At 64.7% G+C, this 25,385-nt stretch carries 19 protein-coding genes and 2 tRNA genes; 8 read left to right on the forward strand and 13 right to left on the reverse strand.

Translation table 11 applies throughout. The annotated features are described in order from the left end of the window. Window positions 1-45: 45 nt before the first annotated feature. From ACQR2C_RS15410 to ACQR2C_RS15430, 5 genes are all read right to left on the reverse strand, one after another. Entirely contained in the window at window positions 46-2,910 is a 2,865-nt protein-coding gene (locus ACQR2C_RS15410) for a valine--tRNA ligase (protein ID WP_434881547.1), read from the reverse strand. Between the two features lie 311 nt (window positions 2,911-3,221). After that, complete coding sequence (locus ACQR2C_RS15415) at window positions 3,222-3,977, reverse strand: PopZ family protein (protein ID WP_315799933.1); 756 nt, start codon at window positions 3,975-3,977, stop codon at window positions 3,222-3,224. A gap of 379 nt (window positions 3,978-4,356) precedes the next feature. Continuing rightward, window positions 4,357-5,742, reverse strand: a complete 1,386-nt coding sequence (locus ACQR2C_RS15420; RefSeq protein WP_315799932.1) for a TolC family outer membrane protein — start codon at window positions 5,740-5,742, stop codon at window positions 4,357-4,359. A gap of 281 nt (window positions 5,743-6,023) precedes the next feature. Continuing rightward, entirely contained in the window at window positions 6,024-6,689 is a 666-nt protein-coding gene (locus ACQR2C_RS15425; RefSeq protein ID WP_434881548.1) for a protein-L-isoaspartate O-methyltransferase family protein, read from the reverse strand. A gap of 133 nt (window positions 6,690-6,822) precedes the next feature. Further along, a complete protein-coding gene (locus tag ACQR2C_RS15430) occupies window positions 6,823-7,008 on the reverse strand; it encodes a hypothetical protein (RefSeq protein ID WP_315799930.1) in 186 nt (61 codons plus the stop codon). 258 nt (window positions 7,009-7,266) lie between these two features. On the opposite strand from ACQR2C_RS15430, the gene ACQR2C_RS15435 reads away from it, so the two are divergent. From ACQR2C_RS15435 to ACQR2C_RS15460, 6 genes are all read left to right on the forward strand, one after another. Continuing rightward, window positions 7,267-7,341, forward strand: a tRNA-Asn gene (locus ACQR2C_RS15435). Between the two features lie 164 nt (window positions 7,342-7,505). Then, window positions 7,506-8,009 carry an NUDIX domain-containing protein gene (locus ACQR2C_RS15440; protein WP_315799929.1) on the forward strand — a complete coding sequence of 168 codons (504 nt, stop codon included), beginning with the start codon at window positions 7,506-7,508 and terminating at the stop codon, window positions 8,007-8,009. A gap of 15 nt (window positions 8,010-8,024) precedes the next feature. After that, window positions 8,025-8,870 (forward strand): EamA family transporter, encoded by an 846-nt coding sequence (locus ACQR2C_RS15445; RefSeq protein ID WP_316178691.1) that lies wholly within the window; start codon window positions 8,025-8,027, stop codon window positions 8,868-8,870. Between the two features lie 228 nt (window positions 8,871-9,098). Continuing rightward, complete coding sequence (locus ACQR2C_RS15450; protein ID WP_316178690.1) at window positions 9,099-9,563, forward strand: response regulator; 465 nt, start codon at window positions 9,099-9,101, stop codon at window positions 9,561-9,563. After that, window positions 9,541-9,945, forward strand: a complete 405-nt coding sequence (locus ACQR2C_RS15455; protein WP_434881549.1) for a response regulator — start codon at window positions 9,541-9,543, stop codon at window positions 9,943-9,945. Before ACQR2C_RS15450 ends, ACQR2C_RS15455 begins: the two co-directional genes overlap by 23 nt. Window positions 9,946-10,307: 362 nt before the next feature. Continuing rightward, window positions 10,308-10,487: a hypothetical protein gene (locus tag ACQR2C_RS15460; protein WP_434881550.1), complete on the forward strand. Its 180-nt coding sequence runs from the start codon at window positions 10,308-10,310 to the stop codon at window positions 10,485-10,487. A 120-nt stretch (window positions 10,488-10,607) separates the two neighbouring features. On the opposite strand, the gene ACQR2C_RS15465 is transcribed toward ACQR2C_RS15460, so the two are convergent. Together ACQR2C_RS15465 and ACQR2C_RS15470 are read right to left on the reverse strand one after the other, a co-directional pair. After that, the gene (locus tag ACQR2C_RS15465; RefSeq protein WP_434881551.1) at window positions 10,608-12,350 is read right to left on the reverse strand and encodes a methanol/ethanol family PQQ-dependent dehydrogenase; all 1,743 of its coding nucleotides are present in this window, start codon (window positions 12,348-12,350) and stop codon (window positions 10,608-10,610) included. Window positions 12,351-12,441: 91 nt separating this feature from the next. Next, window positions 12,442-13,017 (reverse strand): ubiquinol-cytochrome c reductase iron-sulfur subunit, encoded by a 576-nt coding sequence (locus ACQR2C_RS15470; protein ID WP_316178685.1) that lies wholly within the window; start codon window positions 13,015-13,017, stop codon window positions 12,442-12,444. A gap of 453 nt (window positions 13,018-13,470) precedes the next feature. Here ACQR2C_RS15470 and ACQR2C_RS15475 point away from each other — a divergent pair. Beyond that, window positions 13,471-13,544 (forward strand) — tRNA-Cys (locus tag ACQR2C_RS15475). Window positions 13,545-13,592: 48 nt separating this feature from the next. Here ACQR2C_RS15475 and ACQR2C_RS15480 read toward each other — a convergent pair. Genes ACQR2C_RS15480 through ACQR2C_RS15505 form a run of 6 tightly spaced genes read right to left on the reverse strand, consistent with a single transcriptional unit; the run spans window position 13,593 to window position 23,772 of the window. Further along, window positions 13,593-13,766, reverse strand: coding sequence for a hypothetical protein (locus ACQR2C_RS15480; protein ID WP_315799923.1), 174 nt, complete (start codon window positions 13,764-13,766; stop codon window positions 13,593-13,595). 50 nt (window positions 13,767-13,816) lie between these two features. Next, complete coding sequence (locus ACQR2C_RS15485) at window positions 13,817-14,554, reverse strand: tRNA-uridine aminocarboxypropyltransferase (protein WP_434881552.1); 738 nt, start codon at window positions 14,552-14,554, stop codon at window positions 13,817-13,819. Between the two features lie 39 nt (window positions 14,555-14,593). Next, the gene (locus ACQR2C_RS15490) at window positions 14,594-17,698 is read right to left on the reverse strand and encodes an efflux RND transporter permease subunit (protein ID WP_434881553.1); all 3,105 of its coding nucleotides are present in this window, start codon (window positions 17,696-17,698) and stop codon (window positions 14,594-14,596) included. Then, the gene (locus ACQR2C_RS15495) at window positions 17,698-20,826 is read right to left on the reverse strand and encodes an efflux RND transporter permease subunit (RefSeq protein ID WP_434881554.1); all 3,129 of its coding nucleotides are present in this window, start codon (window positions 20,824-20,826) and stop codon (window positions 17,698-17,700) included. Before ACQR2C_RS15495 ends, ACQR2C_RS15490 begins: the two co-directional genes overlap by 1 nt. 29 nt (window positions 20,827-20,855) lie before the next feature. Next, on the reverse strand, window positions 20,856-22,259 hold the full coding sequence (locus tag ACQR2C_RS15500) for an efflux RND transporter periplasmic adaptor subunit (protein WP_434881555.1): 1,404 nt from the start codon (window positions 22,257-22,259) through the stop codon (window positions 20,856-20,858). Then, window positions 22,249-23,772 carry an efflux transporter outer membrane subunit gene (locus ACQR2C_RS15505; protein ID WP_434848640.1) on the reverse strand — a complete coding sequence of 508 codons (1,524 nt, stop codon included), beginning with the start codon at window positions 23,770-23,772 and terminating at the stop codon, window positions 22,249-22,251. The genes ACQR2C_RS15500 and ACQR2C_RS15505 overlap by 11 nt, the downstream gene beginning before the upstream one ends. Before the next feature lie 298 nt (window positions 23,773-24,070). Here ACQR2C_RS15505 and ACQR2C_RS15510 point away from each other — a divergent pair, with 298 nt between their 5' ends. Further along, window positions 24,071-25,384 (forward strand): NAD(P)/FAD-dependent oxidoreductase, encoded by a 1,314-nt coding sequence (locus ACQR2C_RS15510; RefSeq protein ID WP_434848641.1) that lies wholly within the window; start codon window positions 24,071-24,073, stop codon window positions 25,382-25,384. Window position 25,385: the final 1 nt, after the last annotated feature.

The raw sequence follows: 25,385 nt of genomic DNA on the forward strand, positions 1-25,385 counted from the left end.
GGATTGCTTCGCTTCGCTCGCAATGACGGAGGAGAGAGCGTCGTGTCAGACGCCCTGCAGCCGCGACAGCGCCTCTTGGAACTTGGCCTTGCGCGCCAGCGCCGCCTCGCGCTTCTCCTTCTCCTCCTCGACGAGCTCCTCCGGTGCGTTGGCGACGAACTTCTCGTTGCCGAGCTTCTTGTCGACGCGCTCGATGTCGGCCTCGGCCTTGGCGATCTCCTTGCCCAGGCGGGTGCGCTCGGCGGCGAAATCGACGACGCCCTTGAGCGGCAGCGCGGCGACCTCGCCGCGCACGACGAGCTGGGCGGAGCCGTCAGGCGCGGCGTCGGCGAAGCTGATGTCGGAGAGCCGCGCGAGGCGCTTGATGACCTCGGCCCAGCGCGGTGCGCGCTCCCTCGTCTCGGCGGAGGCCCCGACGAGCGCGAGCGGCATCAGAGTCGCCGGCGGAATGTTCATCTCGGCGCGGACCGAGCGGATCGCGGTAACGAGATCGACCACCCAGCCGATCTCGGCCTCGGCCGCCTCGTCCTTGAAGCTGGCGGCGTCGAACGAGATCAGCAGCGGCGGCACCAGGGGATCGCCGAAGCTGGCCGCGGACAGCGCGGCGATCTCGGCCACCGTCGGCCTGTCGGTGCGGTGCGGCCAGGGTGACAGGGTCAGCAGACTGTCGCGCTTGGCGGTGGACTCCCACAGCGCCTCGGTGATGAAGGGCATGAAGGGATGCAGGAGCTTGAGGATCTCGTCGCGCGCCCAGGCCACCATCGCGCGGGTCTCGGCCTTGGCGGGCCCGTCCTCGCCGAGCAGGGTCGGCTTGGAGAGCTCGACATACCAGTCGCAATAGACGTCCCAGACGAAACGGTAGATCGCGTTGGCCGCGTCGTTGAAGCGATAGGCCTCGAGCGCCTCGGTGACCTCGCGCGTCGCCGCGGCCGCCTCATGCGCGATCCAGCGGTTCAGGGTCTCCTTCGCGGAGCCCGGGTCGAAGCCCTCGGGCACCGTGCAGCCGTTCATCTCGGCGAAGCGGCTGGCGTTCCAGAGCTTGTTGGCGAACTTGCGGTAGCCGTCGACGCGCTGCGTCGACAGCTTGATGTCGCGGCCTTGGGCTGCCATCGCCGCCAGGGTGAAACGCAGCGCGTCGGCGCCGTGCTCGTCGATCAGCGCGAGGGGATCGATGACGTTGCCCTTCGACTTCGACATCTTGGCGCCCTTCTCGTCGCGGACGAGCGCATGGATGTAGACGGTCGAGAACGGCACCTCCTTCATGAAGTGCAGGCCCATCATCATCATGCGGGCGACCCAGAAGAAGATGATGTCGAAGCCGGTGACCAGCACGTTGGTCGGGTAGTAGCGCTTCACCTCCGGCGTGGCGTCGGGCCAGCCGAGCGTCGAGAACGGCCACAACGCCGAGGAGAACCAGGTGTCGAGCACGTCCTCGTCGCGGGTGATGAAGCCCTCGCGCTTGTTGCGGTCGAGCGCCATCTCGCGGCCCTGCTCGGCCGTGATGACCTCCTGCTCGACGTAGTAGCCGATGGCGTGGCCGACGGCCTCCTCCTCGGTCTCGGCGACGAACACCTTGCCGTCCGGACCGTACCAAGCCGGAATCTGATGGCCCCACCACAGCTGGCGCGAGATGCACCAGGGCTGGATGTTCTCCATCCACTCGAAATAGGTCTTCTCCCAGTTGCGCGGCACGAACGTCGTCGCGCCCGATCTGACCGCCGCGATCGCCGGCTGCGCCAGGGTCTTGGCGTCGACATACCACTGGTCGGTCAGGTAGGGCTCGATCACGACGCCGGAGCGGTCGCCATGCGGCACCATGTGCGTGTTCGGCTCGACGCGATCGAGGAAGCCGAAGGTCTCCAGCCGCTCCAGGATCTTCTTGCGCGCCGCGAAGCGCTCGATGCCGTGGAACTCCCTGGCGAACTCCTCGGAGCCCTCGGGAAGGCCGCGCAGATAGTCCTCGTTGTCGACGAGGACGATGCGGCCTTCGCGGTCGAGAATGCTGATCTGCGGAAGGCCGTGGCGACGGCCGACCTCGAAGTCGTTGAAGTCGTGCGCCGGCGTGATCTTGACCGCGCCGGTGCCCTTCTCCGGATCGGAATAGGTGTCAGCGACGATCGGGATCTCCCGGCCGACCAGCGGCAGGATCACGCGCTTGCCGACCAGATGCTGGTAGCGCTCGTCATCCGGATGCACGGCGACCGCGCTGTCGCCGAGCATGGTCTCGGGACGCGTCGTGGCAACGACGATGAAGCTGGTGGGATCCTCCGGGCTGAACGTCTTGCCCTCGATTGGATAGCGCAGGTACCAGAGGTTGCCCTTGACTTCGATCTGCTGGACCTCGAGGTCCGAGATCGCCGTCAACAGCTTCGGATCCCAGTTGACCAGGCGCTTGTCCTTGTAGATCAGGCCCGCACGGTGCAACTCGACGAACACCTTGACGACGGCCTTGGACAGGCCCTCGTCCATGGTGAAGCGCTCGCGGCCCCAGTCGCAGGAGGCGCCGAGACGCTTCAACTGGTTGATGATGGTGCCGCCGCTCTCGTCCTTCCACTGCCAGACGCGGGCGAGGAACTTCTCGCGACCCATCTCGCGGCGGCCCGGCTGCTGGCGCTCCATCAGCTGGCGCTCGACTACCATCTGGGTCGCGATGCCCGCGTGATCCGTGCCTGGCTGCCACAGCACGTCGCGGCCGCGCATGCGCTCGAAACGGCACAGGATGTCCTGCAGCGTGTTGTTCAGCGCGTGCCCCATGTGCAGCGATCCGGTGACGTTCGGCGGCGGGATCACGATGGTGAAGGGATCGGCATCGCGGCGATCGGGGCGACCGGCGGAGAACGCCCGGGCATCCTCCCAGACCAGGGACATGCGACCTTCTAGATCGGTGGGCTGATAATTCTTATCGATCATGGCATTTCCAGCGGCGTGGGGCCGGCTGTCCAATTCGGGATGTCGCGGAACTCGTCCGGGCCTTTTGTGACATGACCTGAAAAAGCTCACGCAAGCTGTTGGTGCTTGGGCTGTTTTCGGACTGATGTCCGACCGCGGACCGTGCTCCCGGAGGAGCCCTCTCGATCCGTCCGGCAGGGATCAGCTTGACAGGGCTAGAAAGCCGCCGCGGCGCGCCAAGTCAACAGCAGCGGCGAACATTGACGGAAAGGGCCTACCGCCCGCCGCGGCTCGCTCCAGAACGGAATGCGAGTTCGTGCCCCCTCTCGGCGTCAGCGGCCGCGCGAGACGCGCTCGATCTCGGCCTTGACGATGCGCTCCACCAGGGCCGGAAGATTGTCATCCAACCACGATTTCAGCATCGGACGCAGCATCTCCTTGACGAGGTCCTCAAGCGTCCGGGCGTTGTTGCTCAGCACGGTGTTGGCCAGCGCATTGAATGCCGATTCGACGGCGTTGACCGTGGACGGCGCCAGGATCGGCTGTTTCGGCGTGGCCTGCTCGAAAGACGACTCGAAGCTCGCGGCCTTCTGGTTGAGCCGCCCGGACTCGATGAACTCGATATCGTTCTGCGGATCCACCTTTCGGAAGGATGCCGCGGCGGGGGCTGGCGCTGGAGCGGGAGTCGGTGGGGCCACTGCCATGTCGTCCGTCAACTCAAGTACTTCAGGTTCTGGATCCGGCTCGGGTTCGGCCGGCCGGACCTCTGCCGCCGGAGTCGTTTCATCCAAACCCGCCAGCAATGCGTCAATGTCATCCTGACTGTTGGGCGCCGCAGCCGCCGCGGGCGGCGGCGCAGGTGGTGGTGGCGCGGGCTTGGCGGGGGCCGCAGCAGCGATCTTCGAAGGCGGGATGTCGTTCATCACCGGCTTCGCGGCCGGGGCCGCCGGCTTCTCGGCCTTCACCGGCTCCGGCGCGGCAGCCTTGTCCGCCGCCGGCGGCTTGCCCTCGTCGTCGGCAATGATACGCCGGATCGACGCCAGAATCTCCTCCATGGAGGGTTCTTGGACCTTCGCAGGCTGCGTCATTTCCGACTCCAAATCAGCAACGCCGCCCTACGTATCGGCGCGGCGCAAAAGTCCCGGGCGCCGGATCCAAGAGGCTTGGACTTCTCAACGGACATGCCAACTTGTCTCCGGACAAGGCCTGATCGATACAAAACAACAGAACGATACTGCCCATGTCGGAGACTATTCTTGGAAGAACTTCCGACGCAGTCCGAATCGTTCGGCGGCCATTTTGAGGCTATGTCATGGCAACAAATGAATGCAAGCAACGCCGGCCGCGAACCCGGTGGAGCACGGAGGTCGCCTGTCAAGCGTCGCCCATTCGTCACAACCACAGCATGTGCCACAAAAAAATCCCCCGGCCAAGGACCGAGGGATCAGGGTCGATATTAAGAATATACTAACGACCATCCGGCGTCCGTACACCCGCCCAGTTATCCCGGACCTGCTGGTAGTGAACGCTGGGATCGTAGGTGGTCGTCGGCAGGTTCAGCACCTGCGGCGACAGCCGCCCGACGGTCTGAAGTACCGAGTAGGATGCGACCACACGATCGTGCTGTGCGTTCACCAGCGAGTTCCGCGCATTGACCAGCGCCTGCTGAGCGTTGAGGACATCCAGCGTGGTCCGCTGGCCCGCCTTGGCTTCCTCGCGCACGCCGTTCAAGGCGATCTCGGAGGCCGCCACCTGGGCCTGCGCCGACTGCACCTGAGCCTTGCCCGCGAGCAGCTTGCCCCAGGCAGATACCACGTCGGAGCGAGCCTGATCACGCGTCTGCTCCAGGACCAGACGCTGCTGTGCCAGCGACTCCTTGGACTGCCGGATCAGCGAATATTCCGCCCCTCCGTTGTAGATCGGAACGTTCAGCGAGGCGACAGCCGACGCGCTGAACCCACGATAGGATTGCAGGCTCGACTCATAGCCCTGCTGAGCCTGAGCCTGGACGTTTACGGACGGCAGCAGCGCACCTTCCTTGATCTTCGTGTCAAGATACTGGACGTCGATGCCGTACATCGCCGCGGTCACGCTCGGGTTTTCCGTCAGGGCCGTTTCGACCGACTGCTGGAGGCTCGGCGGCAAGTAACGATCAACAGGAGAGCCCGGCGCCAGATTCTGGGGATCGTTGCCGATGATTCGGCGGAAGTTCGAGCGGGTCGCCGTCAGCTGGGCCTCTGCTGTGAGCTGCTGCGTGCGGCCGGCGGCGAGCTGAGCCTCGGATTGCGCGACGTCGGTGCGGGTGACCTCGCCGACGTTGAACCGATCCCGAGTCTGCTTGAGCGTCTGCTCCAGCACTCGCGTGTTGCTGCGCTGGACCTCGACGATCGCCGCATCGCGCAGATAGTCCATATAGATCGTGGCCGCGGCTAGCAGCACCTGCTGCTCGAGAATGCGGAGAGCCTCTCGTTGCGCCGAGACGTTCGCCTCGGCCTTGCGCACGCCGTTTGCCGTCTGCTGACCGTTATACAGATTCTGGTTGACCGTCAGGCCGACGCTTCGCGGCCTCTGCACGCCGCTGACGGCCGGCGTCGCGGGTGCCGCTTGCAAATCCGTATACTGAATGCCCGCCGTCGCAGTCAGATTGACCTTCGGCCGATACCCCGAGAGTGCCTGCGGAACGCCTTCGTCGACCGCACGAGCCTGGGCCCGCGACGCGTTCAGTTGCGGGTTGTTCTGATAGGCGCGCACCAGCGCAGCCTCGATCGTGTCGGCCAGCGCAGGCGTCGGGCCTGCACAAGCCATCACGAGGACCACAGCCGCCGCTGCGGTGACGAGCTTCACCCCAAACATCCCTGTTCCATTCATTTGTTACCGGCTCGAACGCCAGAGCCGGGCCGTAACCTGTTGAAGAGACTCCCGCGCACCTCGCACCTTATTCCCCATGCAAGCGCAACGGAACCACCCAAGCCTGGAACCCGTATCGAAAACTGTCAACGTGCAGCATCCAGGCCACACTTCTGATTTAAAACAGAATTTTGCCCGCCCGCAGCCGCGAAGACAACGCACCAAGCCGTACTGCGCGACGGGATGCCGGCAGTTCAGAGGGGTCGCCAAGAACTTCGTCTGACGACTTAAAAAACGAACTCGGGGACCCGTTCGAGGCCGGAAATGACCGGCGCCGCGGCATCGAACAGAACCCTGCTGCCGATATCACCATGCGATCGCGTAAAGATCATGGCGCGGGCGGGTCGCGAGGTGGCGAAGACGCCGACCAGGCGGCCGCCCTCTTTCAATTGAAGGCAAAGACCGTCAACAGCGACCTCGGTCGCTCCATTGAGGAGAATCACGTCGAAGCGGCCGTCCGCCGGATCACCCTCCGCAGCCGGCGCGACTCGAATCGTGACCGGGCAGCCATCGACGGCGGCAAGCACCTGCTTGGCGCGCCCTTCAACCGCCGAGTCGGCCTCGGTCGCCGTCACGCTGCCGGCAAGCCGGGCGGCCAGCGCCGCGAGATAGCCCGTCGCACATCCGACCACCAGCACGCTGTCGGTCGGCTTGATCTCGGCAGCCTGCAGCAGTTTTCCCGTCAGCATCGGTTTGATCAGATACCGCTTGGTCGAAGCGGATTCGGAGACGTCGAGATCCAGGTCGAGATAGGCCAGCGCCTGCCGATCTGTGGGAACGTAGGCTTCCCGCGGCACGGTCAACAACGCATCCAGCACGCGGTGATCGGTGACGTCGTTGGTCCGGACCTGACCATCGACCATTTTCTGGCGCGCCGTCGCGAATGAAGACATGAGCAGACCTGCAAGCAAAGCGGATGGACCGCGGACGATCTGCGCAATCTTTTGGTACAAGGCCCTCGAAAAGGCAACATGCGGGTTTCAACGGAGCCGCTGGGACACCGCCTGTGAGGACGCCGACCGCCGGCTACTCGATCACCACGGCCAGTCGCCCGAGCAACTGCACGATCTCGTCAATATGTTCGGAATCACCGCGCGTCATCATGTCGGCCAACCGCGTGAGACATTCGTCGTCGCTGAGACGCTCGACCTGGTCGGGAATCAACGAGGGCGCGGAGACTTCTTCAGCGAATGGGATGACGGTGTTTGGCATCTACGACACTCCATGACCGCGGGGGACTGGCCGGTTCCAGCAAACTATCGGGGCCGGTTTGCTCCCCTCCAAGTGAATTTCCTGTCATCGAACTGTGGGCGGCCGCTGCCCAGCAAGCGTTCAAAATCAATCTAACCATATGAAATTTCGGTATTTTATTCCTGAGCCCGCAATCGTCGCAAAGATGCGATTTCGTTCTATGCAAGGCGAAACGGCTTTGTTATACGCAGCCGCATTCGCGAACATTGCTTCGCCTGTTCCTCGGTAGCTCAGCGGTAGAGCATTCGACTGTTAATCGAATGGTCGCTGGTTCGAATCCAGCCCGGGGAGCCATTCTGGCCATGCCGAATGGTTCTTTATCCTCCCAATCCTTCTTTCTTGTGACGCGGGACATCCGCCGATTGGCGGCGAACGTTCGCCGATCTTCACTGTCTTCCCTTGACCGCGCATGGGGCGTCGGGCAAGCGGGGGCACTCCTTCTGCAGTGACGACCAGCGATGCCGATTTCCGATCATCTGAGAGCCGTCCGCAGCAAGATCGGCCATGATCTGTTGGCGACCACGGCGGTTTCCATCTCCGTGTTCGACGACCAGGGCCGCATTCTGCTCGGGCGCGACGCGGAGACGGGCCTCTGGACGTTGCCCGGCGGCGCCATCGATCCGAATGAGCATCCGGCCGACGCCGCCACCCGCGAATGCTTTGAGGAGACCGGCCTCGTGGTCCGCCCGAAACGTCTGCTCGGGGTGTTCGGCGGCCCGGAGTTCCTCATCCGCTATCCCAACGGTGATCTGACCTACTATACGGTCATCGCCTTCGAAGCCGTCATCGAAGGCGGCGCGCTTGCGCCTGACGGCGAGGAGATCGCGAGCCTCCGATTCGTCGATCGTGGGGAATGGGACCAGCTCCCGGTGTCGCCATCGAGCCGGATCATCTCGCGTCAGGCGCTCCAGCACGACCCGGTCCCCTACTTCGCTGCCGCGAGCTGGCGGCCCGAGAGCTGAACCGGACTCGAGTCCTTGGATCCTGTCGCCGCAATTCTCATGCTGATGGCCGGTCTGCTTCATGCGAGCTGGCATGCCATCGTCAAGACCGGCAGCAGCCTCTCCCTTCTGGCTGGCATGGGTCTGGTGAGCAGCGCCCTGATCCTGCCCTTCATGTTTCTCGTTCCCGTTCCGGCGCTCTCGACCTGGCCGCTCATCGTGGCCTCGCTGGTCTTGCACGCGGGCTACAAGGCGAGCCTCGCAATGGCCTACCGTTCGGCCGAGCTTGGACGTTCCTACCCGATCGCGCGTGGCACCGTTCCGCTGTTCGCAACGCTATTTGCCTCGCTGGGTCTGCAGCAACTGCCACGGAGCGGGCAGTTGATCGGAATTGCCGTCATCGTCCTCGGAATCACCGGCCTGGCGCGCGACCGCATCCACGGTCCGATCGACCGCCGCGCGTTCTGGGCTGCGGTCTGCGCCGCCGCACTGGTCGCCGGCTATTCGGTCGTCGATGCGGCAGGCACTCGGCAGACCGAAGGCTGGGCTTCGTTCACGGTCTGGATGATCGTGCTCGACAGTGTCGTGTTCTTTCTCGTCGCAATGATGTTGCGAGGACCTGCGCTGGTGTTGGAGATCCGAGACGCCCGGACTCCGGTGCTGATCGCAGGCACCCTGGGGCTGACGTCATTCGTGGTATTCCTTTGGGCCTTGAGCCGCAATCCGATCGCCAATGTGGTCGCGTTTCGCGAATGCAGCGTCCTGTTTGCGACGCTGATCGGCGTGCTGTTCCTGAAAGAGCGTGCAACGCCGCAACGGCTTTGCTGCGCGGCGCTGATCGCAGTCGGGCTGGTCATCGTCGCCTTGCTCAAGCCGGATTGAGATTCGTCAAACAGCCGGAGCCATCGACCCGGACATCATAGTTCCATCTTCATCGCATGATGCACAACAGAAGATCTGCCTGCGGTCCGGACAGGGAAGTTCCGTAAAACTCCTGGTTGCAGAATCGCAGCAACTAATTCAGTGTTAACTACTTTGCCATTTTTGAGCCTCAGCCTATTGTCCTTGTAGCGTGAGAGTCCTTCAGTCCCGCTGATACTGAGGTGGCCCATGCCTACTGTCCTCATTATTGACGATGATTGTGCCACGCGCGCTGCGCTGGAAACATTATTGAAGAAGAAGCGGTTCTGCGTGTTTCTCGCGCCGGATGGTCCGACCGGCATTCGATTGATCGGCAGCGTGTCCTTCGATGCCGTCGTGGTCGACATGTTCATGCCGGGCATGGACGGCATCGCAACCATTCGCGAGCTCATCAAGCTCGATCCCACGGTCCCGTTCATCGCAATCTCCGGCTACGCGTTCACCGACAAGAAACTGGGAGCTCCAGACTTCCTCGGTATGGCAATCAAGCTCGGAGCAACGGCAGCGTTGCAGAAGCCGTTCGACATCCTCGATCTGCTCGAAGCGGTCGATCGTGCGATCGAGGTGCGGCAACGACTTCTGACCGAGGCGCGGCGCGTGGCTCCTCATCCACGTCTGTCAGGAAGGGCTCATGATGAACATCCTGGTCGTTGATGACGAAGTCGGCGTTTGCTGTGTCATCCAGCATCTTCTGGTTCGCGAGGGCTACGCGGTCACGGCCGTCACCGACGGTCGGCTGGCCATGGATGCCGTGTCCCGCGACGATTTCGCTGCGGCCCTGATCGATCTCAACCTGGCCGACATGGACGGCAACGACGTCATCCGGGCTGCACGCGCGGCCCGCCCCACGATGCCCATCGTGATGATGTCGGGCATGGTACTCGAGTCAGGACAGGGGGCGCCTGACTTGCTCTTCCCCTCGCCCAAAGTGGTCGGCCTTCATCGTTTGGCGAAGCCGTTCAAGCCGAAAGACCTGTCGCAGCTGATGCGTGACATTCTGGCGCAGGACACCGAGCTTCTCGCCGTCGCGGTTTGACCGCCAGCGATTCTACCGCTTGCGTCGAGCCGGGCGTTTGGAGCGGGTCGCCTCTCTCCGGCAAGGCAGCTTGCGACGCGCGGCAGACGTTCTGGATCTCTTGCTCACGGTCGGCTACGGGCGGACTCGTGATCGCTGCAGGGCATCACCTGCCGCGCGGGCAGACGGGTCGACGGACGACGAGAAGCCTTGGGATGTGAGACCGTTCACACTGGAACGGCGCGGACCGCGGTATCTTTGGAACGAAGGGCACCGGTAACCAATTGGGTCCGTCGTGCCCGATCGTTAGAATTTGAGCGATCCGCTCAATTTGAACAAAGTGGAATTTTGCCATCCTGGCTCGCAGTTTGTGCGAGGGCGAGATGAGCGAAGCGGAATACGAGCTGTTGATGGACGTTGTGAGAACCGCTATTGCGCCCGAGACCGAGACCGATTCCATGGCCCGCTTGTTCGCGATTCTGCATCTGCCCGCGGCAGCCAACGACAACCAGGGCGCCTGGCCGCTGATCCCGTTTCCGGACGGCTGGTTCGCGGCCTGTTGACGCGCGATCTTCTGTCGTCATGCAAGCCAGTGGATCGGCACGTCTTTGCCGGAACACTGCTGCGGTCTTCATTTTCTGAGATGGCGACGGCGGAGGCCGCCGCCCCTCAGATCGCCGGCGCTACTTCTTGACTGCGAACACCCAGACGACGCCGCCTTGCGGGACGTTGTCCTCCAGACCGATGTTGCCTTTCGAGAGCGCATCCTGGATGCGTTGCGCATCGACGCCCCAGCCGGACTGCACGGCGATGTACTGCGTGCCATCGACCTCATAGGCGACGGGCATGCCCATGATCCCCGAGTTCGTCTTCTGCTCCCACAGCAGCTCGCCGGTCTTGGCATGGAACGCCCGGAACATCCGGTCGTTGGTGCCGCCGACCAGAACGAGATCGCCCGCCGTCGCGGTCACCGACCCGAACAGCTGGGATTTCGGGAAATTGTGCGACCATACCTTCTTGCCTGTCGCGGGATCCCAGGCCTGCAGCTCCCCGAAATGGTCGGCACCGGGCCGCACCGTGAGCCCGATGTCCTCGGCCTTGGTGCCGAGCCAGAGCTGGCCGGGAACGAGCGGCAGCTTTTCCCCGGTGAAGCCGCCGCAGAAATTCTCGTTCGCCGGCACGTAGACGAAGCGCGTCTTCTGGCTGTAGGCCGCGGACGGCCAGTCCTTGCCGCCCCACAACGAGGGACAGAAGTCGACACGCTTGCCGAGCGTCGGCTTGTGCGCGGGATCGACGATCGGCCGTCCCGTCTCGGGCTCGATGCCCTTCCAGACATCGGTGTGGACGAAGTTCCAGCCATTGACGTAGTTGATGCGCTCCGGCGTGCGCTCGAGCACCCAGAAGATGGCGTCGCGTCCGGGATGGATCAGGCTCTTGAAGCTGCGGCCGTCGCGCTGCAGGTCGACCAGCATCGGCGCATCGACCTCGTCCCAGTCCCACGAGTCGTTCTGGTGATACTGGAAATGCGTCTTGATCTTTCCGGTCGCAGGATCCAGCGCGATCACCGAGCTGGTGTAGAGATTGTCGCCGGGGTGCAGGCCCCCTGGCCAGGGCGCGGCGTTGCCGACGCCCCAATACACCGTCTTGGTGTCCTTGTCGTAGGTGCCGGTCATCCAGGCCGAGCCGCCGCCGTTCTTCCAGTCGTCGCCGCTCCAGGTGTCATGCCCGGGCTCGCCTTCGGCCGGGATCGTGAAGGTGCGCCAGAGCTCCTTGCCGTCCTCGGCATCGTAAGCCGCAACATAGCCGCGGACGCCGAACTCGCCGCCGGAGCCGCCGACCATCACCTTGCCGTCGACGATCAGCGGCATCAGCGTGAGATATTGTCCCTTCCTGTAGTCCTGGACCTTCTTGTCCCACAGCACCTTGCCGGTCTTGGCGTCGAGCGCGACCAGATGATCGTCCGTCGTGGCGAGGTAGAGCTTGTCCTGCCAGAGGCCGACGCCACGATTGGTCGGATGCAGCTGGAACAGATCCTCGGGGAGCTCGCGCTTGTAGCGCCAGTACTGATCGCCGGTCTTGGCATTCAGCGCGATGACCTGCCCCATCGGCGTCGTGATGAACATGACGCCGTTGTTGACCAGCGGCGGCGCTTCGTGCCCCTCGACCACGCCGGTGGCAAAGGTCCAGACCGGCACCATGTCCTTGACGTTCGCGGTGTTGATCTGGTCGAGCGGACTATACCCCTGGCCATCATAGGTCCGGCGGTAGAGCATCCAGTTGCCCGGTTCGGGATTTTCGAGCCGCGCGGGCGTAACGGGACTATAGTTGTCGATCGGGCCGGCCACGGCTGCCGGTGCGGCGAGACAGGTGAACGCCACGGTGCTCGATAGCAGCCATTGCTTGATCGCGGTGGACGTGATGGACATGGACAAACCTCCCCTGCTTCGTTTTTCGATTCACTTGTTGTCGTGACGGGTGTCGAGACGATGCGAGTTGCGATAGGGACATGGGATCTCATCAGCCCTGTTGGCCACCTACCTTCCCAATGAAGGGCCCGGCGATCAGGAGCGTGCCGTCCTTGATCGCGAGGGGAAGCGCGGCAAGCCGCCGCGGCGCGGGGCCGAACACGACCTGCGCCCCGCGCCTCGGGTCGTACTCGGAATTGTGGCACATGCATTTGAAGACATCGTCGTTGCCCTCGGTCGCCTTGATCCAGGCCGTGACCGGGCATCCCGCATGCGAGCAGATGGCCGAGTAGGCCACGATGCCTTCGGCCGCGCGCTGACGCGTGTCGTCGTCGAGTTCGTTTGGATCGAGCCTGACGAGCACCACCTCGTTCAATCGCGATCCGTCACGCACGATCGCATTCGCCGGATCCTTCGGCCATGCGTGAACCGGTGGCTCGCCGAGCTTCAAGTCGTCAGGCGTGATCGTCTGCCCTTCGCGCTCCCCTTCCGAGAACACGATCAGGTCGCCTTTCTGCGGCCGCTTCTCCTTGCGAGGATCATCGTCGTCGGCCGCTGCGCTGGCGACTGTTGCGCATGCGGCAAGCGTGCCGAAAACCACCGAGCGGCGTGTCGGGTGATCATCCATGACAGATCTTTGCGTGTGAAGTTGTGTGCTTGAGTCGTGGGAATGCTGCTCTAAAGTCCGGCGTCCCGCAGCGCACCCTGACATAGAACAATTAGAACAACACAACCTGACGAAATCAAGGCGCGTTGCGCGATTTCGCCGCGATGTTTTCAACTATCGTCGCTGCTGCGCGTCATTGCCGATGCAACAGTTCGGCGAAAGCTGCTGGTGATCGGCAGCCGCCGCATCGCCTGCTCCGTCTGGAATTTTCGACCACGCGAGATGTGGACCAGGGTCGGGATGAGAACGGCGCGACAACACCCCTACGCGCTGCCGAGCTCGATGCCGACCAGTTCGAAATGCGGCTCGGCGGATCGAACGTCCGGCTGGCTGAGGGCCCGGATCGATGGCGTCGGCTTCGCGACGAGAGTGGTTGCCTAAGCGACCGATTGCCTATATTGCTCCGCCCACAGGGGCCACGTGGCGGAGTGGTTACGCAGCGGTCTGCAAAACCGTTTACACCAGTTCAATTCTGGTCGTGGCCTCCACTCAATCAAGATCAAGCGGGTTGGACCACCCATTGGCCGCGGCCGGCGCTAGATGGGCAGATCGTCGATGCCGCCAGGATAGCTGACCTGCGCGCGCGGCCAGGTCAGAATTGCCCCTCGTTCACCGGCCGAGACGCCGCCCCGATCCGAGCCGGACCTGCCGGCCAGCCGGGGCGCGTAATCCCGGAACTGCACCACATTGGATTTTTCTGCTTCCTGCATGGCTCTGATCCTCGTTCCATGCTGCAATGCAAGAAGCGTACCCCCGGTTCCTAAACCCGCCGTTTACGGCCGCGCCAATCCGGCTTGCGGGCCTTTGGGCGGGGCGTGAGCTCCGGTTGCTCTTTTTCCACCTCCCGATACCGCGCCAGCATGCGCTCGAAGCTGGCGTCGAGGGTCGTGGCGATCTCCGGCCGGCGTTCCAGCGCGGCCATCAGCATCCCCGCCGCTTCGATGGTCGACAGCCCGTCGCGGCGCGGCTCGCGGCGCAGCCGGCCGTAGCGCGACGGCTGCCGCGGCCCGAGGATCACGCGCTGGCACTTCAGCATCCACGGGTTGCGCCACCACAGCGCCTTGGCCTGGCTCCAGGTGCCGTCGAGCAGGATCACGCCCTCGATCGACTTGAGGATGGCGCGCTGGTTGTCGGCCACCTCGCCCTTGCGGGTCAGCGCGACCACCTCGGTCTCAGGATCGAGCTCGGCCGCCTTGGCCGAGCCGAGATAGAGAATGGCCCAGCGCGCGGGATCGGCAACCGGCCGTCCCAGCGCCCTGGCGAGGCTCGGCCAGGACAGCCCGACCTTGACCACCGCGTTCTTGAAATGCTGGGCGGCGAGCCGCGCGGTGCCGAGCGCGCGCTCCTGCTCCTGCGGGTGCTGCAGGATCAGGAGCCCCAGCCGGCTCTCCAGCGGCGTGACGCTGTCGCAGATGCACAGCGGCAGCGGCTTCTGGCAGCGCGGGCAGTCGGGTGGCGCCTCGGTGGCAAGCGGCGGATGGTTGTGTGTCTCTGGCATGCCGCGCCTATACGCGCCGCTGAACGTTGCGACAACGGCTCATTCGGCAGGAGCTGCGAGCGGCTCCGGCGCCGGGCGGCGGCGCAGCCGGTCGATCAGCAGATAGATCACCGGCGTGGTGTAGAGGGTGAGGATCTGCGACACCAGCAGCCCGCCGATGATGGTGATGCCGAGCGGGCGGCGCAGCTCGGTGCCGGGACCGGTCGCGATCACCAGCGGCAGGCCGGCGAACAGCGCGGCGAGGGTCGTCATCAGGATCGGGCGAAACCGCACCCGGCAGGCCTCGAAGATCGCCTCGGCCGACGACATGCCGCGCTGCCGCTCGGCTTCGAGCGCGAAATCGACCAGCATGATGCCGTTCTTCTTGACGATGCCGATCAGCAGGATGATGCCGACGAAGGCGATCACCGTCAGCGGCGTATTGGTGACCTGCAGGGCGAGCAGCGCGCCGAGCCCGGCCGACGGCAGCGTCGAGATGATCGTCAGCGGATGCGCCAGGCTCTCATAGAGCACGCCGAGCACGATATACATCGCGGCCAGGGCGAACAGGATCAAGAGAGGCTGGCGGCCGCTGCTCTTGTTGAAGTCCCCGGCATTGCCGTCGAAGCTGCCGCGGATGCCCTCCGGCATGTGCAGCTCGTCGACGGCGCGCTGGATGTTGGCGGTCGCGGTCTGCAAGGGCACGTCCGGCAGCAGGTTGAACGAGACGGTGGTCGAAGGGAACGATTGTGAATGATACACCGCCAGCGGTGACAGACCGCGCTCGGCCTTGACCAGCGCCGACAACGGCACCTGCGCGTCCCCTGCCCCGGCCACATAGATGCGGTCGAGATTGGAGGGATCGGTCTGGAACTTCGGGTCGATCTCCAGCACGACCATGTATTGGTTGCGCTGGCTGTAGACGATCGAGATCTGGCGTTGCGCGAAGGCGTTGTTGAGCGCGTTGTCGATATCCTGGACGCGGACGCCGAGGCTCGCCGCCGTTTGTCGGTCGATCCGCAGCGCAAGCTGCAGGCCACCGGGATCGCGGTCGCTTGAAATGTCGGTGATGCCGTCGACCGACTCCAGGCGCTTGGCGACAATCGGCGCCCATTTCTGCAGAAGGTCGAGATCGGGACTGCTCAACGTGTACTGGTAGTCGGAATCGCTCTGGCGGCCGCCGGTGCGCACGTCCTGCGCAGCGAACATGAAGAGCCGAATGCCGGGGACCATCGCGAGGCTCCGCCTGAGGCGGTTGATCACGAGCTCAGTCGAGACGCCCTCGCGCTCCGCCGGGGGCTTGAGGTTGATGAACATGGTGCCGCGGTTGGACGTCGCGCCGCCCGGCCCGCCGCCACCCCCGACCGTCGAGCCGATACCGGCCACGGCGGGATCGGCCATCACGATGTCGGCAAGCCGCTGCTGCAGGCCCAGCATGGACTGGAACGAAATGTCGGCCGAGGCGCGCGTCGCACCAATGACGAAGCCGGAATCGTCGGTCGGGAAATATCCCTTGGGCACCTTGATGTAGAGCGTCACCGTGAGCGCGATGGTGGCGAAGAACACGATCAGGGTGAGAAACGGATAAACCAGCACGCCGCGCAGCGTCCAGGCATAGAAGCGGACCATGCCGGACAGCGCGCCTTCGACGATACGGTCGAACCAGGTGGCACGATCGGACAGCGTCTCCTTGATGTAGTGCGCGCAGATCATCGGCGTCACCGTCAGCGACACCAATGTCGACACGACGATCGCGAAGGTCAGCGTCAGCGAGAACTCACGCAGGAGACGGCCGACGACGCCGTCCATGAAGATCAAGGGCACGAAGGCTGCAATCAGAGAAAGGCTGATCGACAACACGGTAAAGCCGATCTGGCGGGCGCCATCGAGCGCGGCGCGCATCGGCGACAGGCCATGCTCGAGATTGCGGTACATGTTCTCGATCATGACGATGGCGTCGTCGACGACGAAGCCGACGGAGATAGCGAGCGCCATCAGTGACAGATTGTCGATCGAGAAGCCTGCGAGCCACATCGCCGCGCAGGTACCGGCAAGCGCCAGCGGCACCGAGACGCCGGCCGCGACCGTCGGCACCAGACGGCGAAGGAACAGGAACACGACGATCATCACCAGCACGGCGGTCGCGAGCAAGGTCCACTGCATGTCATCGACCGAGGCGCGAATGGTCCCGGTGCGGTCGACCAGAGTGGCGATCTCGATCCCCGCCGGCAGCCATTGCTTGAGCTCCGGGATCAGCGCCTTCACCCGGTCGACCGTCTCGATCACGTTGGCATCGCCCTGCTTGGCGATCTGGATCAGCACCGCCGGCTGCTTGTTGAACCAGGCGATCGAACGCACGTTGCGCACGGAATCCTCGACGTCGGCGACATCCGACAGCCGTACGAAGCTGCCATTGCTGCTCTTGATCAGGATGTCGCGGAATTCGGCCGCGCTGCGCATCTGCCGGTTGATGGCGATGGTCTCGCTCTGGCGGCCGCCCTCGAAGATGCCGACAGGCCCGATCGGATTGGCATTGATGATCGCCGTCCGGACATCGTCGGTCGAGATGCCGGCATTGGCGAGCGAGACCGGATTGAGCGCGATGCGCACGGCGGGTTGATCGGCGCCGCTGACCGTGACGTTACCGACGCCGGGTACCTGGAACAGCCGCTGCGCGAGCACGGTGTCGGCGACGTCATACATCGCGCTCGTCGTCATCGTCTTCGAGGTCAGCGCCAGAACGAATACGGGAGCCGCGGCCGTGTTCGCCTTGCGGAACCGCGGCAGCGCCGGAAGGTCGCTCGGAAGGTCCGACAGCGAGGCATTGATGGCCGCCTGCACGTCGCGCGCGGCCTTGTCGATGTCGCGGCCGATCGAGAATTGGATCTGGATGTTGGTGGTGCCGAGCGAGCTCGTCGAGGTGATCTGGTTGACGCCCGCGATCTCGCCGAGTCGCCGCTCCAGCGGCGCCGCGACCGTCCCCGCCATGACGGACGGGTCCGCGCCCGGGCGCGACGCGCTGACGAAGATCGCCGGGAAATCGACGTTCGGCACCGGCGCGACCGGAAGGAAGATGTAGGCGACGATCCCGACCAGGAACAGGCCGATCGAGAGCAGTGTGGTGCCGACCGGCCGGCGAATGAACGGCTCGGAGATCGAGGCCATCACTGGACGCCTTCGGTCGCACCTGCAATCGGCGGCGACGGCAGGTTCGGCGCCGGCGGCAGCGCGCGCTCGAAGCGACGATTGATGCGGTCGAGCGCGAGATAGATGACCGGCGTCGTGTACAGGGTCAGCAATTGGCTGAGCAGCAGGCCGCCGATGATGGAGATGCCGAGCGGAAAGCGCAGCTCCGAGCCGGTGCCGCTCTCGATCGCCAGCGGCAGCGCACCGAACAGCGCGGCCAGGGTCGTCATCATGATCGGGCGGAAGCGCAGGAGACACGCTTGCACGATCGCGTCGTAAGGCGTGCGGTTCTCGTGACGCTCCGCCTCGAGCGCGAAGTCGATCATCATGATCGCGTTCTTCTTGACGATGCCCATCAGGAGGATGATGCCGATCAAGCCGATGACCGAGAGATCCTGGCCGAACAGCATCAGGGCCAGGATGGCGCCGACGCCCGCCGACGGCAAGGTCGACAGGATCGTGATCGGATGGATGTAGCTCTCATAGAGCACGCCGAGCACGATGTAGATCGTGACCACGGCCGCCAGCAGCAGCCAGGGCTGGCCGGCCAGCGACTTGGCGAATTCGGCGGCATCACCCGAGTACACGCCGATGATGCTGCCGGGCATGCCGATGCGGTTCTCGGTCGCATGGAGCGCGTCGACCGCCTCGCTCAGGGCCACGCCGGGCGCGAGATTGAAGCTCAGCGACACCGCCGGAAACTGCGCCTGGTGCGAGATTGCCAGCGGCGCGGTGGTGCGCTTCAGGCTTGCCACCGCCGAGAGCGGCACTTGGCCGCCGGCGCCAGGCAGATAGAGCTTCGACAGGATCGAGGGATCGCGCTGATACATCGGCAGCGCCTCCAGCACGACGCGGTACTGGTTGGCCTGGCCATAGATCGTCGAGATCTGCCGCTGCGCAAAGGCGTCATTGAGCGTGTCGGTGACGCCCTGCAGACTGACGCCGAGCTGGCCGGCGCGCTGACGGTCGATGGTCAGCTCCGCGCGCAGGCCGCCCTCCTGGGCTTCGGAGGAGACGTCGCGGAACAGAGGGTCGCGACGCATTTCTCCGACAAGCTGCCTCGCCCATTTCGACACCTCGGCGGCATCGGCACCGGTCAGCGTGTACTGATACTGCGAACGGCTCGCCTGGGTCGAGATCTGCACGTCCTGGACCGGCTGGAAGTACACGGTCATGCCGGGAACGCCCGAGGTTTTCTGCTTCAGCCGGTCGATCACCTCGGCGACGCCATCCTGCCGGTCGCCGAGCGGCTTCAAGGTCATGACGAGACGGCCGACATTGGTGGTCGGGTTGACCGATCCGGCGCCGATCACCGAGACGACGCCGAGGACGTCGGGATCGGCCCGGATCGCGGCGGCGACATCCGCCTGGCGCTTCTTCATTTCGGCGAACGACACGTCAGGGCCGGCTTCGGTCACCGCCGTGATCGAGCCGGTATCCTGCAGCGGCAGGAAGCCCTTGGGCGCGACGACGTAGAGCGCCAAGGTCGCCGCCAAGGTCGCGAAGGTCACGACGAGCGTCTCGGTCTGGCGGTCGAGCACCCAGAGCAGGCTGCGGTGATAGACCGCTACCGTGCGGTCGATGAAGCGGCTGATGGCGTTCAGTCCCGGCAGCACCCATTCCTCGCTGGCATGCTTCAACAGCCGCGAGCACATCATCGGCGTCAAGGTCAGCGAGACCACCGCCGACGTCACCACTGCGATCGTCAAGGTCAAAGCGAACTCGCGGAACATGCGGCCGACAAGCCCCGACATGAACAGCAGCGGAATGAACACCGCGATCAGCGACACGGTCAGCGAGATCACGGTGAAGCCGATCTCGCGCGCGCCGCGCAGCGAGGCGTTCATCGCGCTCTCGCCATTCTCCATGTGGCGCACGATGTTCTCGATCATCACGATGGCGTCGTCGACGACGAAGCCGGTGCCGATGGTGAGTGCCATCAGCGAGAGATTGTCGAGACTGAAGCCGGCAAAGTACATCACGCCGAAGCTTGTGATCAGCGACAGCGGCAGCGCGACGCCGGCGATGATCGTGGCGCGCAGCGAGCGCAGAAACAGCAGCACGACCAGCGTCACCAGCACCACGCTGAGCACCAGCGTGAACTGCACGTCGTGCACCGAGGCGCGGATGGTCACGGTGCGATCGCTGACGATGGCGAGCTTCACGCCGGCGGGAAGTGTGCGCTGCAGCTTTGGGATCTCGGCACGGATCTGCTTGACGACGTCGATGACGTTGGCACCGGGCTGGCGCTGGATGTCGAGGATGACCGCAGGGACACCCTGGTACCAGCCGCCGGTCCGATCGTTCTCCAAACCATCGATAATCGTTGCGACATCGCCGATCGTGACCGGCGAGCCGTTGCGGTAGGCAATGATGATCGGCTTATAGGCGTCGGCGGCCGCGATCTGGTCGTTGGCCGTGATCAGATAGGCCTGCTGCGCCCCGTCGAGCGATCCCTTGGGACCGGAGACGTTGGCGCCTGCGATGGCGGCGCGCAGGTCCTCCATCGAGATGCCATAGGCGGCGAGCCGCGCCAGGTCGGCCTGCACGCGCACCGCGGGCTTGAGTCCGCCGAGCACCGAGACGCGGCCGACGCCCGAGACCTGGCTCAGCCGCTGGGCCATGATCGTGTCGGCCATGTCGCTCATCGCGCGCAAGGAGATCGTGTCCGAGGTCAGCGCGAGCGTCATGACCGGTGCGTCGGCCGGATTGACCTTGGCGTAGGTCGGCGGATAGGGCAGCGACTTCGGCAAGACGCCGGCGGCGGCATTGATTGCCGCCTGAACGTCCTGCGTGGCGCCATCGATGTCGCGTCCGAGATCGAACTGCAGCGAGATCTGGCTGACGCCGAACGAGCTCGTCGAGTTCATCGCCGAGAGCGACGGGATCTGCCCAAGCTGGCGCTCCAGCGGCGCCGTGATCAGCGAGGCGATCACATCGGGGCTGGCGCCCGGCAGCTGCGTCGTCACCTGGACGGTCGGGAAGTCGACCTGCGGCAGCGCCGAGACCGGCAGCGCGAGATAGCCGAGCAGGCCGCCGATGAGCAGCGCGACGCCGAGCAGCGAGGTCGCGATAGGACGGCGGATGAAGGGTTCGGAGACGCTCATCGCGACTGCTCGTCACTCTTGCGGTCGCGTCATGGCTGCGCCTTCATGCCGCGACCTGCTTCACTCCCTCCCTGGGGCGCTGCACCGGCATCGGTCTGGCCCGCGGCCTGAGGCCTGCGACGCCGCTCGCCGTCCTTCGGCGCGCCGTCAGGCGGCGCTCCGCCCTCCTTCGCCTGGTCCTTGCCTTGATCCTTTGCTTGCGGATTGCGGCCGCGTTTGCGAGGCGCCAGATCGGCCTGCGGCGTCTGCTCGGCGCGCCCGACCACCACTTTGACGCCCTCGGCGAGGTTGGCAAAACCTGTCGTCACCACACGGTCCGAGGGGCTCAAGCCGCTCGCGATCACGGCCTCGCTCTCATTCTGCTGCACGACCGCCACCGGATGCGCGGAGACGATGTCGCCCTCGCCAATCACGTAGCTGAACGTACCTGCCGGCCCACGCTGTACGGCCGACGTCGGCACCGTGATCGCCTGCGACAGGGTCTCGACCTTGAGCCGGACATTGACGAACTGTCCCGGCCAGAGCTGGAATTTGCCGTTGGGGAATTCAGCTTTCAGCTTCAGCGTGCCCGTCGTCTGATCGACTTGGTTGTCGATACCCCGCAACGTGCCGGTGTCGATGACGGTGACGCCGTCATTGCCGAACACGTCGACGGCGAGCGGTCCGTTGGCGGCGGCCGCATTGACGCGCATGATCTGCTGTTGGGGCAGGCTGAACTGAACCGCAATCGGCTGCAGCTGCGTGATGACGACGAGGCCGGTCGCGTCAGAGGCATGAACGACGTTGCCCTGGTCGACCTGGCGCAGACCGGCGCGGCCGGAGAGCGGCGCCACGATCTTGGTGTAGCTCAAGGTCGTCGCCGCGTTGTCGATCGCGGCCTGATCCGCCTTGATCAGCGCCTGCTGCTGCGCCACCACCGCGCGCTGCGTGTCGGCCTGCTGCTTGGTGCCGGCATTGCTGGCGGCGAGCTGCTCGTAGCGGGCGAGGTCGAGCTTCTGGTTGGCGAGCTGCGCCTCGTCCTGCGCCTTCTTGGCGACGGCCTGGTCGTACTGCGCCTGATAGATCGCCGGATCGATCTCGGCGAGCACGTCGCCCTTCTTGACGTCCTGCCCTTCGACGAAATTGACCGCGATCAGCTTGCCGTCGACCTGTGAGCGCACCGTGACGGTATTGAGCGCGCGGACGGAGCCGACACCGTCGAGATAGACCGGCACGTCCTTGACGGCAGGCGAGGCGGCCAGGACCGGAACGGGAAGGTCGGGCCGCGCGAAGCGGTTGTTGGCCTGCTGCTTCTGCTGCATCGCCGACCAGCCGATATAGCCGAGGCCGCCCAGGATCAGCAGCGTGATCGTGATCGACACCAGCCGCCGCGCCACGCTGGACCGCGCGCGCTTCACTGCCCCTGCTCCCTTCTCGTCCGGTTTAAAGAGCATCGGCCGACTTCTCCATGCGCGGCTCCCAGCCGCCGCCGAGCGCCTGATAGAGGCTCACGAACGCCTGCAGGCGCGCCAGTTGCGCCTGCCATAGCGCGTCCTCGGCCTGGAACAGCGTCAATTGCGTATTCAAGACTGTCACGATGTCGGCAGTTCCCGCGCGCAGTTGCTGCTCGGACAATTCGAACGCACGACGCGAGGCGGTAACGACCTGGCGCTGCAGTTGAAGCCTGATCGTGGTCTGCTTGATCGAGAACAGCGCATTGTCGACGTCGGTGAAGGCCTGGATCACGGTCTTGCGGTAGGTCTGCAGCAGCTCATCCTGGCGCGCTTTGGCATTCTCGAAATTGCCGAGAATCCGGCCGCCGTCGAAGATCGGCTGGGTCAGGCTGCCGGCCAGGCTGAAGAACGCCGCATGCGGCTGAAACAGCGAGGTCAGCGCTGCACTTTGATAGCCTCCGTTTCCGGTCAACTGGATGCTCGGAAAGAATTGCGCCCGTGCGCTGCCGACATTGGCGGTGGCTGACGCCAATTGGGCCTCCTGCCGGCGGATGTCGGGACGCTGCGTCAGGATCTCCGACGGCAGACCAGGCGTGACCCGCGGAGTCCTGATCTGGTCGAGCGAGCCGCCGCTGACCCGAATGCCTTCGGGCGATCGCGCGACCAGCACAGCAAGCGCATTGACGTTCTGATCGAGCGTCTGGCGCAGCGGCGGCACCGCCGCCTTCTGATTGGCGAGCACGCTCTCCTGCTGCGCGACGTCGAGATCATTGCCGGTGCCCGCCTTCTGCCGTTCGCGGATGGCATCGAGCACACGCGTGGCGCTAGCGATGTTGCGCTCGGCGGTGCGAATGCGATCCTGTGCGGCCAGGACCTGGAAATAGGCATTTGCAACGGTGGCGAGCGTCGTCAACTGCGTGACGTCGCGGTCGAAGCGGTTGGCCACCGCGGTTTCCTCGGCCGCCTGCAGCGCGTCACGATTCTGGCCGAAGAAGTCGAGCTGGTAGCTCGCAGAAAGCGAGGCCTGGTAATTGACGACCTCACGGCCGCCATTGGTGAGCCCGCTGGAGCTCGACCCGGACGTGCGCGAATAGGTCTCCTGCCCCGTGCTCGACAGGCTCGGCAGCAGCGCCGCGCCGGCCTGCCGCGCCAGCGCATCGGCCTGCCTGAACCTGGCCACAGCAGCGGCAATATCGAGGTTGACGCTCTGCGCCTCCTCCATCAACTGGGTCAGCTCGCGTGATCCGAAGCCGCGCCACCAATCGAGCGGCGGTGGCGCCGCCAATTCGGAACCGGACGCCGCCTTGTAGCGCCGGGGCATGTCGAGGGCCGGGTCGGGAATATCCTGCGTCAGCAGGCAGCCGGCCGAGCTTACCGCCAAGCCGATCGCCGCGATCCAGCGGACGAAATGCCGCAGGCCCGCCGGAGCGCGATTCTCCCGCTTCCCGGCAACGATCCGCGGGTCAGCGGACGCGCGGCAAGGCTCGTCGACGGCGATCGGCACGGTGGACACTGGCGTGATGCTTCCCTGTAGTCTTGGGGAATCATTCTAGCCGCAGCCCACGGCGCCGGACAGCCCTGCAGCCCACGTCCCCCCCAGCAGCGATGGTGCCGATAAAGTCCGCCGAATCGACAGATCTCCCGTAAATCAGCGGAGTTTCGTGCAGGCCCGGCCAGGGGCCACCGGCTGCCGCCTTACCAAGATTTCATCTGCCGAATGCCGTTTTGCGCGGGGTGTGACGCGGCGAGCGCGCCCGTGAAACCCTTTGGCGGGGACTCCGTAACTTGCACGTGAACTTCAGGGGGCATTCATGCGAGTTGCGGTGGTCGGAACGGGTATTGCGGGTAACGCCGCGGCCTGGTCCCTGGCGAAGCGTTATCCGATCACCGTCTACGAGCGCGATCTCCGTCCGGGCGGCCACAGCCACACCGTGACGATCGACTATGACGGCGCTCCGGTCTCCGTCGACATCGGCTTCATCGTCTACAACGAGCTGAACTATCCTGAGCTCACCGCCTTGTTCGATCATCTGGGGGTCGAGACGGTCGACAGCAGCATGAGCTTTGCCGTCACCGCGGATGCCGGTCGCTTCGAATGGAAAGGTGGCGGAAACACCTGGCTCGACACCGCCAAGGGGCTGTTCGCGCAGCCGAGCAACCTGCTGTCGACATCCTATCTCTGGATGCTCAGGGACATCCTGAGCTTCAACGAGCAGAGTACAGCGGACTTCAAGGCCGGTCGTCTCGAGGGCCTGACGCTTGGCGACTATTTCAGCCGCAACCATTTCGCGCCGCGCCTGCTGACCGACTATCTGGCGCCGATGGGGGCCGCGATCTGGTCGGCCCCGGCATCCGAGATGCTTGACTTTCCGGCCGAGAACTTCGTCGCGTTCTTCAGCAATCACAGGTTGCTGCAATATGACCGCCCGGTCTGGCGCACCGTCAAGGGCGGCAGCCGCCGCTACGTGGAGAAGCTCACGTCAAGCTTCCGCAACCAGATCAGACTCGGCAGCGCCGTGACCCGCATCGAACGCACCGCCCACGGCGTCATCGTTCAAGATAGCAGCGGGCGTCGGGACAGCTACGATCATGTGGTGATTGCCGCTCACAGCGACCAGGCTTTGTCGATGCTCGCCGACGCGGACGAGCGGGAGCGCGGCATCCTCAGTGCGATCAAATATTCGCCCAACACGATCTATCTGCACCGTGACAGCAGGCTGATGCCGAAGCGCCGCCGCGCCTGGGCTTCGTGGAATTTCCTGCGCTGGCAGCGTGAGGGCGTTCCCATGAACGATGTCGCCGTCACCTATTGGATGAACAACCTGCAGGACATCGACGACGCCAGGCCGCTGTTCGTCAGCCTCAACCCACCCTTCGCTCCGGCTCCGGAGCTGACCTTTGGCAAATATATCTGTGAGCACCCACAATATACGGCTGCCGCCTTTGCGGCGCAGAAACGTCTGGCAGCGATTCAGGGGCAGCGCCATACTTGGTTCTGCGGGGCCTGGACCGGCTATGGCTTCCATGAGGACGGGCTGCGCTCGGGTCTCGCCGTGGCAGAGGCGCTCGGCGCGAGCGTGCCATGGCGCGGGTTTCCAGCCGAGCTCGCCGAGGCTGCGGAATAGG

Source organism: Bradyrhizobium sp. HKCCYLRH3061 (assembly GCF_051168015.1).
Classification (GTDB): domain Bacteria; phylum Pseudomonadota; class Alphaproteobacteria; order Rhizobiales; family Xanthobacteraceae; genus Bradyrhizobium.

Coding starts and splice junctions, on each gene's coding strand:
- ACQR2C_RS15410 (WP_434881547.1), bottom strand. CDS start 2,910: ATGATCGATAAGAATTATCAGCCCACCGATCTAGAAGGTCGCATGTCC.
- ACQR2C_RS15415 (WP_315799933.1), bottom strand. CDS start 3,977: ATGACGCAGCCTGCGAAGGTCCAAGAACCCTCCATGGAGGAGATTCTG.
- ACQR2C_RS15420 (WP_315799932.1), bottom strand. CDS start 5,742: ATGTTTGGGGTGAAGCTCGTCACCGCAGCGGCGGCTGTGGTCCTCGTG.
- ACQR2C_RS15425 (WP_434881548.1), bottom strand. CDS start 6,689: ATGTCTTCATTCGCGACGGCGCGCCAGAAAATGGTCGATGGTCAGGTC.
- ACQR2C_RS15430 (WP_315799930.1), bottom strand. CDS start 7,008: ATGCCAAACACCGTCATCCCATTCGCTGAAGAAGTCTCCGCGCCCTCG.
- ACQR2C_RS15440 (WP_315799929.1), top strand. CDS start 7,506: ATGCCGATTTCCGATCATCTGAGAGCCGTCCGCAGCAAGATCGGCCAT.
- ACQR2C_RS15450 (WP_316178690.1), top strand. CDS start 9,099: ATGCCTACTGTCCTCATTATTGACGATGATTGTGCCACGCGCGCTGCG.
- ACQR2C_RS15455 (WP_434881549.1), top strand. CDS start 9,541: ATGATGAACATCCTGGTCGTTGATGACGAAGTCGGCGTTTGCTGTGTC.
- ACQR2C_RS15460 (WP_434881550.1), top strand. CDS start 10,308: ATGAGCGAAGCGGAATACGAGCTGTTGATGGACGTTGTGAGAACCGCT.
- ACQR2C_RS15465 (WP_434881551.1), bottom strand. CDS start 12,350: ATGTCCATCACGTCCACCGCGATCAAGCAATGGCTGCTATCGAGCACC.
- ACQR2C_RS15470 (WP_316178685.1), bottom strand. CDS start 13,017: ATGGATGATCACCCGACACGCCGCTCGGTGGTTTTCGGCACGCTTGCC.
- ACQR2C_RS15480 (WP_315799923.1), bottom strand. CDS start 13,766: ATGCAGGAAGCAGAAAAATCCAATGTGGTGCAGTTCCGGGATTACGCG.
- ACQR2C_RS15485 (WP_434881552.1), bottom strand. CDS start 14,554: ATGCCAGAGACACACAACCATCCGCCGCTTGCCACCGAGGCGCCACCC.
- ACQR2C_RS15490 (WP_434881553.1), bottom strand. CDS start 17,698: ATGGCCTCGATCTCCGAGCCGTTCATTCGCCGGCCGGTCGGCACCACA.
- ACQR2C_RS15495 (WP_434881554.1), bottom strand. CDS start 20,826: ATGAGCGTCTCCGAACCCTTCATCCGCCGTCCTATCGCGACCTCGCTG.
- ACQR2C_RS15500 (WP_434881555.1), bottom strand. CDS start 22,259: ATGCTCTTTAAACCGGACGAGAAGGGAGCAGGGGCAGTGAAGCGCGCG.
- ACQR2C_RS15510 (WP_434848641.1), top strand. CDS start 24,071: ATGCGAGTTGCGGTGGTCGGAACGGGTATTGCGGGTAACGCCGCGGCC.